Origin of the sequence: Serratia sp. YC16 (assembly GCF_009707615.1) — a bacterium.
GTDB lineage: Bacteria > Pseudomonadota > Gammaproteobacteria > Enterobacterales > Enterobacteriaceae > Serratia > Serratia surfactantfaciens.
In genome coordinates, this window is sequence record NZ_WLYN01000003.1 from 171,915 (window position 1) to 185,006 (window position 13,092).

The following is a 13,092-nucleotide window of genomic DNA, read 5'->3' on the forward strand; positions in this document are numbered from 1 at the left end:
GCCCCTGTTGTTATCCTTTGGCTTCTTTGGCTTCCACCACTTCGTCTTCCGGCGCCTTGCCGTCGATACTGCCGCGCCAACCGGTCTGCTGCACCCGCGCCAACCGATTCTGATCCTGCTCGATGGCCGCGCTGAGCATCTCCTTGGCCCGTTGCAGGCTGGCGATACGGAATTCAGTGTCCTGATAATTCTCCAGCGTATCTTCCAGCATCTTCAGGTTATAGCGACGGAAAGTGTCCGCTTTCTCGCGCGCTTCATAGGCGTCCAGTCCCAGCAGCTCTAGCGTTTCACGGCCGATGCGCAGCGAGCTTTCGAAGGTTTCGCGCTCCGGTTTTTCCACCCCCAGTTGCCGCAGCTGATACCAGTGGTCGACGTCGCGCGCCCGCGCCACCACCTTCAGATGCGGGAAGTGCTGCCTGGCCAGCTCGGTTAACGCCAGGCTGTCCTCCACATCGTCGATGGCGTTGATCAGCACCTTGGCGTGGGCGGCGCCGGCGGCCTCCAGCAGATCGGCCCGCGTGGCGTCGCCGTAGAACACCTTGGTGTCGAATTTGCGCAGCGTTTCGATATGATCCGGATCGTGATCCAGTACCACGGTGTGCACGCCGTTGGCCAACAGCAGACGACCGGCGATCTGACCGAAACGGCCGAAACCGGCGATGATCACGCTGGCATTTTCGTCGTCAATGACGTCAGCCGGGCGCTCCTCTTTCGGCGCATTTTTCTCCAGCTGCGCGGCGATCACCAACAGCAGCGGCGTGGCCGCCATCGACAGCGCCACCGCCAGCGTCAGCGACTTGGCCCACTCGACCGGCAAAACGCCGGCCAGCTGCGCCGCGCTGAAGATAACGAAAGCGAACTCACTGCCCTGGCCAAGCAAAATGGCGAACAGGCCGCGCTGGCGTTTCGGCACCCCAAGCAGCGGCCCGATCAGCCACAGCAGCGCCGCTTTGATCAGCATAAAGCCCAGCAGCAGCGAGGCGATCAGCAGCGGATGATGGAACAGGGTGCCGAAATCGATCGACATGCCGACGCCGATGAAGAACAGCCCCAGCAGCAGCCCTTTGAATGGCTGAATATCGCTCTCCAGCGCGTGGCGGTATTCCGAGCTCGCCAGCAGTACCCCGGCGAGAAACGCCCCCATCGCCATCGACAGCCCGGCCATCTCCAGCAGGATGCCGAAGCCGAACACCAGGAACAGCGCCACGGCGCTGAATACCTCGCGCATGCCCGAGCGGGCGACGAAATGCAGCAGCGGGCGGGTGACGTAGCGGCCGAGCAGCACCACCATCACCAGCGCGCCCACCACCTTGGCCGCCGACAGCACGAATGCGCCCAGCGTGGTGCTGGCGCCGCTGCTGGCCAGCAGTGGGATCATCGCCACCAGCGGGATCGCCGCGATGTCCTGGAACAGCAGCACCGCAAACGCGCTGCGGCCGATCGGAGACGGCGTCAAATTGCGTTCACTCATCGCCTGCATGGCGATGGCGGTGGATGAGAGCGCCAGCGTCAAACCGATCAGCAGCGCCACCTTCCAGTTGAGGCCAAGGAAGTAACAGAACGCGCTCAGCGCCAGGCCGCAGCCTACCATCTGAATGCTGCCGCCGCCGAACACCGAGGCGCGCAGCGTCCACAGCCGCTTGGGATCCAGCTCCAGACCGATGATAAACAGCATCAGCACCACGCCGATCTCGGCGAAGGTGAGGATCGACTCGGCGTCCGACACCAGTTTCAGCCCCCAGGGGCCGATGATGCAGCCGGCGATCAGGTAACCGAGCACCGAGCCCAGCCCCAGCCGCACCGCGATCGGTACAAATAACGCGGCGGAGCCGAGATAGATCAGCCCCTCGATCATCATATGGTGATTATCCATGGCTGGCCTCCCCGGTTTCCGCTTCGGCGTGTTCCATCAGGTAGTCGACCAACCGCTGCCGGTAGGCTTCACCGGCGGCGAGCAACGCCGGTTCGTTGCAGGTAAAGGTGTTGTGCAGGGCGAAATACGGCTGCCAGTTCATGCCGCAATAGATCGCCGTGGCCTGCAGCGGCTGCGCCAGCGCGGCGAAGTTGGGAAAATCGCCCAGTTCGAAATGGTGCTCGTCACCGCCGCTGGTTACCGCCCACAGGCAGTCTTTGCCCACCAGCGCATTGCCGTCGTGGCCATAGGCCCAGCCGTGCTCCAGCACTTTATCGATCCACAGCTTCAACAGCGGCGGAAAGCTGTACCACTGCATCGGATGCTGCAACACCACCATGTCGGCGCGCTCCAGCGCCTGCTGTTCGGCATTGATGTCGATATTGAAATCGGGATACAGCTCATACAGCGAGCGCACCTCTACCTCGGGGAGATCCTTCACCGCCTGCAGCAGGCGCTGATTGGCATGCGAATGCCGGGGATACGGGTGAGCATAAATTATCAAAATCATTGTTATCGTCGTTCCTTCGTTCCTTGCCAATACACCAAGCATATACCAATCACACAGAGTGACAGTTTGCCCACTGATTGATAGCGGAAATTTTTAACGCCAGCCGACAAATTTGCTGAATAAAAAAGGGGCGCTGCATTGCAGCGCCCCTGACATAGCGTTATCGCACGGTTACTTGCCGATGCGCGCGTGCATTTCCTGCACCGAAGTGACCTGCTCGGTCGGATCCGCTTTCAGCGCCATCGCGGTGGCGAAGCCGCCGTTCAGCGTAGTGTCGTAGTGCACCTTGTACTGCAGGGCGCTGCGGCGAATCAGCTTGGAGTCTTCAATCGCCTGACGGCCGGCCGTGGTGTTGACGATGTAAGTGTACTCGCCGTTCTTGATACGGTCCTGAATGTGCGGACGCCCTTCGTGCACCTTGTTGACCAGGCGCGGGTTGATGCCCGCTTCGCCCAGCACCACCGCGGTGCCGTGGGTTGCGTCCAGCTCGAAGCCCTGCTTCAGCAGGCTGGCGGCCAGGTCGACCACGCGGGCTTTATCGCCTTCGCGCACCGACAGCAGCGCGCGGCCCTGTTTCTTCATGCCCGAGTTGCTGCCCAGCATCGCTTTGGAGAAGGCTTCCGCGAAGGTGCGGCCCACGCCCATCACTTCCCCGGTAGAGCGCATTTCCGGCCCCAGAATCGGGTCGACGCCCGGGAATTTGTTGAACGGCAGCACCACTTCTTTCACCGAGTAGTACGGCGGGATGATCTCTTCGGTCACACCCTGCTCAACCAGCGTTTTGCCCGCCATCACGCGCGCGGCCACCTTGGCCAGCGGCACGCCGGTGGCTTTGGACACGAACGGCACGGTACGCGCGGCGCGCGGATTGACTTCAATCAGGTAGACTTCGTTGTCTTTCACCGCGAACTGCACGTTCATCAAGCCGCGCACCTGCAGCTCGAACGCCAGTTTTTCCACCTGGCGACGCATCACGTCCTGAATTTCCTGGCTCAGGGTGTATGCCGGCAGCGAACACGCGGAGTCGCCGGAGTGCACGCCCGCCTGTTCGATGTGCTCCATGATGCCGCCGATCAGCACGCGCTCGCCGTCGCAGATGGCGTCGACGTCCACTTCTACCGCATCGTCCAGGAAGCGGTCCAGCAGCACCGGCGCATCGTTGGACACGCTGACCGCGGTCTGGAAGTAACGGCGCAGGTCGGTTTCGTCATAGACGATTTCCATCGCCCGGCCGCCCAGCACGTAGGAAGGGCGCACCACCAGCGGATAGCCGATGCCCGCCGCCTTCTCCACCGCCTGCTCGATGGCGGTGACGGTGGCGTTGGCCGGCTGCTTCAGGCCCAGGCGGTTTACCGCCTGCTGGAAGCGTTCGCGGTCTTCGGCGCGGTCGATGGCGTCCGGGCTGGTGCCGATGATCGGCACGCCTGCGGCTTCCAGCTCGCGCGCCAGCTTCAGCGGAGTCTGGCCGCCGTACTGTACGATAACGCCTTTCGGCTTCTCGATGCGCACGATTTCCAGCACGTCTTCCAGCGTTACCGGCTCAAAGTACAGACGGTCGGAGGTGTCGTAGTCGGTGGAGACGGTTTCCGGGTTACAGTTGACCATGATGGTCTCGTAGCCGTCTTCGCGCAGCGCCAGCGAGGCGTGCACGCAGCAGTAATCGAACTCGATGCCCTGGCCGATACGGTTCGGCCCGCCGCCCAGCACCATCACTTTCGGCCGGTCGTTGGTCGGATTGGACTCGCACTCTTCTTCATAAGTGGAGTACATGTAGGCGGTGTCGGTGGCGAATTCCGCCGCACAGGTGTCCACGCGCTTGTACACCGGGTGCAAACCGTGGCTATGGCGCAGCTTGCGAATTTCGCTCTCGGCGACGCCGGCCAGCTTGGCCAGGCGCGCATCGGCGAAGCCTTTGCGCTTCAGGGTGCGCAGGAACTCTTTGTTCAGGCCGTTGATGCCCGCGTCGGCCACCTGCTCTTCCAGGCGCACCAGCTCTTCAATCTGCACCAGGAACCAGCGGTCGACGTTGGTCAGGTTGAAGACGCCGTCGACCGACAGACCGGCGCGGAAGGCGTCGGCGATGTACCAGATGCGGTCGGAACCGGCGTCTTTCAGCTCGCGGCGAATTTTGGTCAGCGCTTCCGGATCGTCCAGGCTCACTTTCGGGTCGAAACCGGTGGCGCCCACTTCCAGGCCGCGCAGCGCTTTCTGCAGCGACTCCTGTTGGGTGCGGCCGATGGCCATCACTTCACCGACCGACTTCATCTGGGTGGTCAGGCGATCGTTGGCGCCGGCGAACTTCTCGAAGTTGAAGCGCGGGATCTTGGTGACGACGTAGTCGATGGACGGCTCGAACGACGCCGGGGTGCGGCCGCCGGTGATGTCGTTCATCAGCTCATCGAGGGTGTAACCCACCGCCAGCTTGGCGGCGATCTTGGCGATTGGGAAGCCGGTGGCTTTCGACGCCAGCGCCGAAGAGCGCGATACGCGCGGGTTCATTTCGATGACGATCAGGCGGCCGGTTTTCGGGTTGACCGAGAACTGCACGTTGGAGCCGCCGGTTTCGACGCCGATCTCACGCAGCACCGCCATCGAGGCGTTGCGCATGATTTGGTATTCCTTGTCGGTCAGGGTCTGGGCCGGCGCGACGGTGATCGAGTCGCCGGTGTGGATGCCCATGGCGTCGAAGTTTTCGATGGAGCAAACAATGATGCAGTTGTCGTTCTTATCACGCACCACTTCCATCTCGTACTCTTTCCAACCGATCAGCGATTCGTCGATCAGCAGCTCGTTGGTCGGCGACAGATCCAGACCGCGTTCACAGATTTCTTCGAACTCTTCACGGTTGTAAGCGATGCCGCCGCCGGTACCGCCCATGGTAAAGGAAGGACGGATGATGCACGGGAAGCCGACGTCAGCGGCAACCGCCAGCGCTTCTTCCATGGTGTGCGCGATGCCGGAGCGCGCGGTATCCAGACCGATCTTCTTCATCGCCACGTCGAAACGGCGACGGTCTTCGGCCTTGTCGATCGCATCGGCGGTGGCGCCGATCATGGTGACGCCGAACTCGGCCAGTACGCCCTGACGCTCCAGCTCCAGCGCGCAGTTCAGCGCCGTCTGGCCGCCCATGGTCGGCAGCACCGCATCCGGGCGCTCTTTTTCGATGATCTTGCGTACCACTTCCCAGTGGATCGGCTCAATGTAGGTAGCGTCGGCCATTTCCGGGTCGGTCATGATAGTCGCCGGGTTGGAGTTGACCAAAATGACGCGGTAGCCCTCTTCGCGCAGCGCTTTACACGCCTGGGCGCCAGAGTAGTCGAACTCACACGCCTGACCGATAACGATCGGGCCCGCGCCGAGGATCAGGATGCTTTTTATGTCTGTACGTTTTGGCATTTTTTACTGCTCCTGATTATTTGGCGTTAGAACGGTAAGTCTCAATCAGTTCGATAAAGTGATCGAACAGCGGCGCGGCGTCGTGCGGGCCAGGGCTGGCTTCCGGGTGCCCCTGGAAACTGAACGCCGCCTTGTCGGTGCGGTGAATGCCCTGCACCGTGTGGTCGAACAGCGATTTGTGCGTCACGCGCAGGTTCGCCGGCAGGTTATTCTCGTCTACCGCAAAGCCGTGGTTCTGCGCGGTGATCATCACGGTATTGTTGTCCAGATCCTTCACCGGGTGGTTGCCGCCGTGGTGGCCGAGCTTCATCTTCATGGTTTTCGCCCCGCTGGCCAGTGCCAGCAGCTGGTGGCCCAGACAGATGCCGAACACCGGAATGTCGGTTTCCAGGAACTGTTTGATGGCGGCGATGGCGTAGTCGCACGGCTCCGGGTCACCCGGGCCGTTGGACAGGAAGATGCCGTCCGGATTCATTTTCAGCACCTCGTCGGCCGGGGTCTGCGCCGGCACCACGGTCAGGCGGCAGCCGCGATCCACCAGCATGCGCAGGATGTTGCGCTTGGCGCCGTAGTCGTAAGCCACCACGTGGAAAGGCAGTTCCGCGGCGGTTTTGGCTTCAGGCAGGTCGCCTTCAAGCGTCCAGCTGCCTTGCTGCCAGCTGTAGGCCTCTTGGGTCGTGACTTCTTTCGCCAGATCCATGCCCTTCAACCCCGGGAAACCTTGCGCCTTGGCCAGGGCCAGCGCGGCGTCCGGCGTATCGGCGGCGACGATGCAGCCGTTCTGGGCGCCCTTCTCGCGCAGCAGGCGGGTCAATTTACGGGTATCGATATCGGCGATCGCCACGATGTTGTGACGCTTGAGGTAGTCGGACAGGCTTTCTTCGTTGCGGTAGTTGCTGGCGATCAGCGGGAGGTCACGAATGACGAGGCCTTGGGCGTGTACTGCGGAGGATTCTTCGTCGGAAGCATTGGTGCCGACATTGCCGATATGAGGATAAGTAAGAGTAACGATCTGGCGGGAATAGGAAGGATCAGTGAGGATTTCTTGATAACCGGTCATCGACGTATTGAAGACCACTTCCCCCACTGCCGTTCCCTCTGCCCCGATGGCCCGACCGTGGAATTGGGTTCCGTCTTCCAGAACCAATAGCGCTGACTTAATCAAAACATCCTCCGAGGAATAATCAATCACAATATTTGCATATTAATTCAGATATCGCGATCTAAATCAATGCAAAAACCGTCCGCGAGGCCAATTTTTGGCAAATTGGGCGCATTTTAATGATGAGTGTTCGGCTTGTCTACCCAAACTGCCATTTTTTGTTTTATTTTTGCAGTTTTCGGTGCCCAAGCGGCTTGAGCGGCGATAAAAACACAGAAAACCGGGGCTGGAAAACGGTTGCGAGGCCGAATGACGGAAAACGGCGCCGGAACGGGCTAAAATAGACGTTAAAATAGCCTCAGGCGGAGAAAAACGAGGTAATTAGCAAGATAAACATCAACAAACACAACCTTTAAAACAAAAAATAAACCAAAGCCACATTTATCATGTTAAAAAAAAGGACAATAAAATTATTGTCCGATTATCATAGCATTATGATCAATACACCCACATCACGATGGTATGCAAATCAATTATAACTGCTCGAGATTCAGCACATCTCGCATATCAAACAGGCCTTTATCTCGATTATACAGCCAGACTGCCGCACGCACCGCGCCGCTGGCAAAAGTCATGCGGCTGGAAGCTTTATGGGTGATCTCCACCCGCTCACCGATGTCGGCAAACATCGCGGTGTGCTCGCCGACGATGTCGCCAGCGCGAATGGTGGCAAAGCCGATGCTTTTCGGATCGCGCTCGCCGGTATGGCCTTCGCGCGCATAGACCGCGCAGCTTTTCAGGTCGCGCCCCAGCGCGCCGGCGATCGCTTCGCCCATCGCCAATGCCGTGCCCGATGGCGCATCCACTTTGTGGCGGTGGTGCGCCTCAACGATTTCGATGTCGGTATAGTCGCCCATCACCTGCGCGGCCTTCTCCAGCAGTTTCAACACCAGGTTGACGCCGACGCTGAAGTTGGCGGCAAACACGATGCCGATATGCTGCGCCGCATCGCGGATCGCCTGCTTGCCGGCGTCATCGAAGCCGGTGGTGCCAATCACCATCGCCTTGTGGTGCGCCACGCAAAAATCCAGGTAGCTCCGCGTGCTTTCCGGACGGGTGAAGTCGATCAGAATGTCGAACTCGCTCGCCACTTTCTCCAGGCTGTCGCTTACCTTGACACCCAGCGCGCCGATGCCCGCCAGCTCACCGGCGTCGACGCCGATCAGGCTGGAGCCCGGTCGCGACAGCGCCGCGCCCAACACTACGCCTTCCGCCTGCTGCACCGCCTGGATCAATTGACGGCCCATCCGGCCGCCGGCGCCCGCAATCGCAATGCGGATTTGTGAATCTTTCATGCTTGCTCTCTTCTTGATTTAACGCGTATCCCATTAATCCATCGATTCAGGGTAACTGCCCCGCTTGCGCGCCGCCAGAGGATTCATGACATCATTAGAAAATGATGATATTCCCCCGCTTCCATCAGCGGCGCTGTCATAAGATTAACATTCAACCGATTTGGCGGCCTGCGGCGATTGTACATAATCATGCAGTTTCCATTGAGAAAAAATGCAGAAAAAAGGCGCCGAAAACGGCGCCTGGGAAGGAGGTGCAGCGAGATCAGGCGGTAATAGCCGCCACTTCGTTGGCTATCGCCGTTAGCGCATCGTGGCGGGCATAATCTTCACGCACCAGCGCCGCGCGTTGGCGGTAGATCGGCTGCTGCAGAATACGCGACGCCGCCGCCAGGATCTGTTCTGCGCTCGGCGTGCTGGTGTGCAGGCTGATGCCGCAACCGGCAGCGACCACGCGCGCCGCCGCCTCCAGCTTATCCTCGCCGGTGCCGGCGACGATCAGCGGCACGCCGCTGTCCAGCGCATAGTTGATCGAGCCATAACCGCCGTTGGTGATCAGCAGCGACGCATGCGGCAGCCAGCGTTCGAAGGAGATAAACTCCCGCACTCTGGCGTTGTCCGGCAACGCGTCCATCAGCCCTGCCGTCGCCCGCCCGCCGGTGGTGGCCAACACCCGCACCGGCAGATGCGCCAGCGCCTGCAGCGTCGGCACGATCAGCTGATGCAGATCGACGTTGGCCAACGTGCCCTGAGACACGATCACCAGCGGCCGATCATCGTCCGCCTCCCACAGCGTCTCTTCCGCCGCCGGTTGACCGCCGCTACGCAGCGGACCGACGAAGCGCACGCCGCTCGGCAGATCGTCGCGCTCATATTCCAGCGCCGTGGTGGCCAACTGCAGGAAACGCTCGCAGCCGCCGATCAGCGCATCGGTAAACGGGCGAGTCAGCGCCCGCCCGCCCGCTTGCACCAGCGCCGCATCGAAGCTCCGCTGCACCTCATCAAGCAACACGCGCGTCTCTTCATCCACCAATTGCTCGCGGGTCAGCGCCTGCGGCAACAGCGCCGGCGGGATGCGCGGGCCGTAAAAAATGGCGTCACGCGAAGAATACGACAGCGGCGTAACGCCGATACCGAAGACCGGTGGCCGTTCGGCGGACTGCAACAGCGGCAATACGCCGTAGAAGCAGTTCTCCACCATCAACAAATCGGTCTTTTCGGCGGCAATGGCCGCACGCAGCTGCCGATCCAGCAGCGGGATCGGCGCGGCGAAGAAATCCTTCAGCGCCAGCGCCATCTGCGCATTGCCCGGCGGCAGCGCGGCGCGCTGCGGAAAGTGCTCTTCCAGGTGGCGATAATCGAAGTCCACCTGCGCGTCGAACGGTACGAAGTTCGCCCCAGCCGCTTCGGCGCGTTCGCGAAACAGCGCGCCGGTCATCACCCGCACCTGATGCCCTTGGGCGATCAGGTGACGAGCGATAGCTAACATCGGGTAGACGTGCCCCGGAGTGGCGACCGCCGCCATCAGTATCCTTGCCATAATGCTCCTTTACGCTTCTGCGTTGGCCGGCTTCAGCGCCAGATTGGCGCACACCGGGTTGCTCTGAATATGCACGCGCTGCAAATGACGCGCGGAACGGGCGGTAAAGCCCTCACGGCCGTGCAGCAGCGAGAAGTTGTCCGCCACGACCACGTCGCCCTGCTGCCACTGGTGGGCATAATAGTGACGCGGATCGTACAGGTGCTGCTGCAGGGTGTGGTGGAACTGTTCCTGCTGTTGCTCCGGCACACCGTGATATTCCAGCGCATGCTGGTTGAGGAATTTTTTGCCTTCCGTCGGCGGTTCATTGTAGCGCATGATCAATCCCCTGCCGTTCGGGTGCTGCACCACCAGCGGCGAACAGACTTCACCGCCGTAGTGCACCACCTGCTTAATGCGGTAAGTGATCGACACCGACAGCCACTGATCCAGCAGCGCTTCGTCCGCGTTGGCCAACAGTCGCGTGGTATCGACGAAGGTGGTGCATCCGCCTTCATCCTGCGATGGCGCCGCCACGCAGTGGAACAGCTGGAACTCGGGGATGGTCGGCTTATACATGCCATCCCAATGCAGCGGAACGTAGCTGCTGTCGAAGATATGATCCTTGGCGTCCGGATGTTCTTTCACGTCCAGCACCGCGCCGAACGGCCACATCATGATCTCGCCCCAGCGTTCGGCATAGCGAGTCAGGACATCCGCGTCGCTGAAACCGGAGTCGAATCCGCGCAGCACCAGCAAGTGGTGCTCCTGCGCCAGCGCCCGCAGTGCCGCCACCGGCAGTTCGCCGATCTTTTGCCCCGGGTGCTGCGGCGTCAGGATCGCGCCGAACGGGGTATTCAGTTGAATGTGGCAATCAAGCGGTTGGTTGTTCATCGGTGATTCTCCTTGCATCGAATGTGCTGCTCACACGGCAACGTGCCGTCAAAAACGCGCCCGCCAGGATTTCGGGCGCAAGGCCTGCAGAGGCTCAGGCCATCTGCGGCTGTTCGATCAGGTAATGGCTCGGCGTGCCGCGGATTTCCACCAGTTCGCCGTCCAGGCTCTGCGCGTCTTTGCGCTTCATCAGCACGAACTGGCCGTTCACGTTGGCCGCCACGCCGTGCCACGGCGTCAACCAGTCGTCTTTGGTCGGCATCATGTGGATACCCATCTTCAGGCTGTCGACCGGCTGCGGGTGAATCGACAGGCGGATCGCCGCCGGGAAGTGCTGCGCCAGCAGGTTGCCCCAGGCCCAGCTGCGCTGAATAACCCCGCAGGCGCGCTGTTTGGCGTCTTTCTGCAGTGCGGCGTTGGAACCGCTGTAACCCGGCAGTTGGCTATCTTCATACAGGAAGCGCGTGATGGCGCGATAAAGCAGTAAGCCCTGTTCGTCCTGCATCAGCTGTTGCTTGATCGCCTCCTCCGGTTCGGCATAGCCTTCCACCAACAGTTGGCGCAGCAGATCGTAATCATCGGTATGTTCGGCCAGGCCTTTGACATCCCCGAGGTTGAATACGCTGAGATGCGTCGCGCCCACTTCATGCAGCAGGTTTTCAATTTCGCGCTGGTAGTGGTTGATCGCTTCGTCACTGACGCGGATCAGATCGCCGAACACGTGGCCGTCGGAGCAGATAACGATATGCGCGCCCGGCGGGTAGTAGAGTTGAATGCGCTGGCATAGCGAATTGAGGAAGATCAGCGACAGACGCTCCGCCATGTCCGGCACCGCGCCGATCACCTTGTTGGCATTAGGCGATTTGGTCGGAAAGGCGGGCAGCACGAACTCGATGCGCTGTTCGTTTTCAATGAATGCCCGAATGCGCGGCAATTGCACCTGGGTGACCCGCCGCTCTTCATCGGCAATCGAGGTGCCATCACCGCCGGGGAAGCGGCGACGGTATTGCAATAATTCACGTAGTATCTTTAACGATATTTCTTCTTTCTGAGCGCTGTCCACAATGAGCTCCTGTTGCGATGTGGCGCGGGTGTATTATTGATAAGCGCAATAAGATTTATCAAAAAGAGAAAAATCCCTGCGGAATAATAACCAGCCCGGCGTTTATATGCTTCAGGCAATATAGAAGAGATGGTGCTATATTATTAGCCCGTATAACTCACAATCTTGGTTAAGTTGTGCTTAACAAACTATGAGCAATATTTTAAGACGTATGGCCATTTTCTCAAAAGTGGTCGATTGCGGCGCATTCAGCATGGCGGCAAAAGAATTGGGCATGACGACTTCCGCCGTTAGCCAGCATATTCGCCAGTTGGAAGAACATCTGGGCATTCAATTACTGCTGCGCTCGACGCGCTCATTGAGTCTGACCGAAGCCGGGCTGTGCTTTTATGAAGATTGCCTGTTGATGATCCACGCCGCCGAACGAGGCCAACAACGGATCGCCGCGCTGCGCGGCGAACTGGTCGGTGAGCTGCGCGTCGCCACCTCCACCGAATTCGCCACTCACTACCTGGTGCCGGCGCTGCAAAGTTTTCTCGACGAACATCCCCGCCTCACGCTGCGGTTGGAAATCCATGATGAGAAGATAGATCTCATCACGCAGCGCATCGATCTGGCGATACGCGGCGGCGTGCTGGCGGACTCCAGCTACGTTTCCACGCGGCTGGCGCGCTGCCGCGAAGTGCTGTGCGCCTCGCCGGCTTACCTGGCGCATCACGGCGTGCCGGATTCGCCACAGGCGCTGACGCACCACCAATGGGTCACCTTTACACCGCTCGGCAACCCGCAGTTTGTTCGTCTGATCCACCGCGACGGCGGCGAGCACCGCATGCGCATGACCGGTCGCTTGTTCACCAACAGCGGCATGGCGATGAAGGAACTGGCGCTGACCGGCAAAGGCATCATTCGCAATTTCTTCGCCAACGTTGAGCGAGAATTGCGCAGCGGCGAACTGATAGAAATATTGCCCGACTGGCGATTACCGGAAATTAATTGCTATGCCATAATGCCGCGCAGGGAGATCCAGCCATTAAAAGTGCGACGATTACTGGAGCATATGAAGATCTATTTACAGAAGAAAGGATTAAACGCTCTAGAACAGATTCGCCAAGAATAAAATAAGAAACATCTGCAACACCACTATTGTAATTATTGTAATCGCGCTGCCAACACCAGGCTCATTTAGATTGCAGACTAATGATATTCTGATTAATGACTTTATTGTCAGACCATATAATTAATTACGCAGAAGCTATTTCAAATACTCAGAATAAATTTGGCTTTAGTTAGCAGAAAATTTGAATATTCGCAGGATTTTATTTTTAACGCCGCAGCCTGCCCAA

9 protein-coding genes are annotated in these 13,092 nt (G+C 59.7%); 1 reads left to right on the top strand and 8 read right to left on the bottom strand.

All coding sequences use genetic code 11. The features are described from left to right. Nucleotides 1–10: 10 nt before the first annotated feature. The 8 genes from kefC to pvcA form a co-directional block, all read right to left on the bottom strand. Nucleotides 11–1,873 (bottom strand): glutathione-regulated potassium-efflux system protein KefC, encoded by a 1,863-nt coding sequence (gene kefC / locus GKN89_RS12680; protein ID WP_019455033.1) that lies wholly within the window; start codon nucleotides 1,871–1,873, stop codon nucleotides 11–13. Then, the gene (gene kefF, locus GKN89_RS12685) at nucleotides 1,866–2,423 is read right to left on the bottom strand and encodes a glutathione-regulated potassium-efflux system oxidoreductase KefF (RefSeq protein WP_063918140.1); all 558 of its coding nucleotides are present in this window, start codon (nucleotides 2,421–2,423) and stop codon (nucleotides 1,866–1,868) included. The genes kefC and kefF overlap by 8 nt, the downstream gene beginning before the upstream one ends. Nucleotides 2,424–2,594: 171 nt before the next feature. After that, entirely contained in the window at nucleotides 2,595–5,819 is a 3,225-nt protein-coding gene (gene carB / locus GKN89_RS12690) for a carbamoyl-phosphate synthase large subunit (protein WP_019455031.1), read from the bottom strand. 16 nt (nucleotides 5,820–5,835) lie between these two features. Continuing rightward, nucleotides 5,836–6,984: a glutamine-hydrolyzing carbamoyl-phosphate synthase small subunit gene (gene carA, locus GKN89_RS12695; RefSeq protein WP_071532848.1), complete on the bottom strand. Its 1,149-nt coding sequence runs from the start codon at nucleotides 6,982–6,984 to the stop codon at nucleotides 5,836–5,838. Nucleotides 6,985–7,454: 470 nt separating this feature from the next. Continuing rightward, entirely contained in the window at nucleotides 7,455–8,276 is an 822-nt protein-coding gene (gene dapB, locus GKN89_RS12700; protein ID WP_019455029.1) for a 4-hydroxy-tetrahydrodipicolinate reductase, read from the bottom strand. Between the two features lie 262 nt (nucleotides 8,277–8,538). Beyond that, on the bottom strand, nucleotides 8,539–9,798 hold the full coding sequence (locus GKN89_RS12705; RefSeq protein ID WP_063918139.1) for a glycosyltransferase: 1,260 nt from the start codon (nucleotides 9,796–9,798) through the stop codon (nucleotides 8,539–8,541). 24 nt (nucleotides 9,799–9,822) lie between these two features. Further along, nucleotides 9,823–10,686 carry a TauD/TfdA family dioxygenase gene (locus GKN89_RS12710; protein ID WP_019455027.1) on the bottom strand — a complete coding sequence of 288 codons (864 nt, stop codon included), beginning with the start codon at nucleotides 10,684–10,686 and terminating at the stop codon, nucleotides 9,823–9,825. 94 nt (nucleotides 10,687–10,780) lie between these two features. After that, complete coding sequence (gene pvcA, locus GKN89_RS12715) at nucleotides 10,781–11,749, bottom strand: L-tyrosine isonitrile synthase (protein ID WP_063918138.1); 969 nt, start codon at nucleotides 11,747–11,749, stop codon at nucleotides 10,781–10,783. Nucleotides 11,750–11,960: 211 nt separating this feature from the next. Between pvcA and GKN89_RS12720 the strand changes: the two genes are divergently transcribed. Beyond that, complete coding sequence (locus GKN89_RS12720) at nucleotides 11,961–12,866, top strand: LysR family transcriptional regulator (protein ID WP_019455025.1); 906 nt, start codon at nucleotides 11,961–11,963, stop codon at nucleotides 12,864–12,866. Nucleotides 12,867–13,092: the final 226 nt, after the last annotated feature.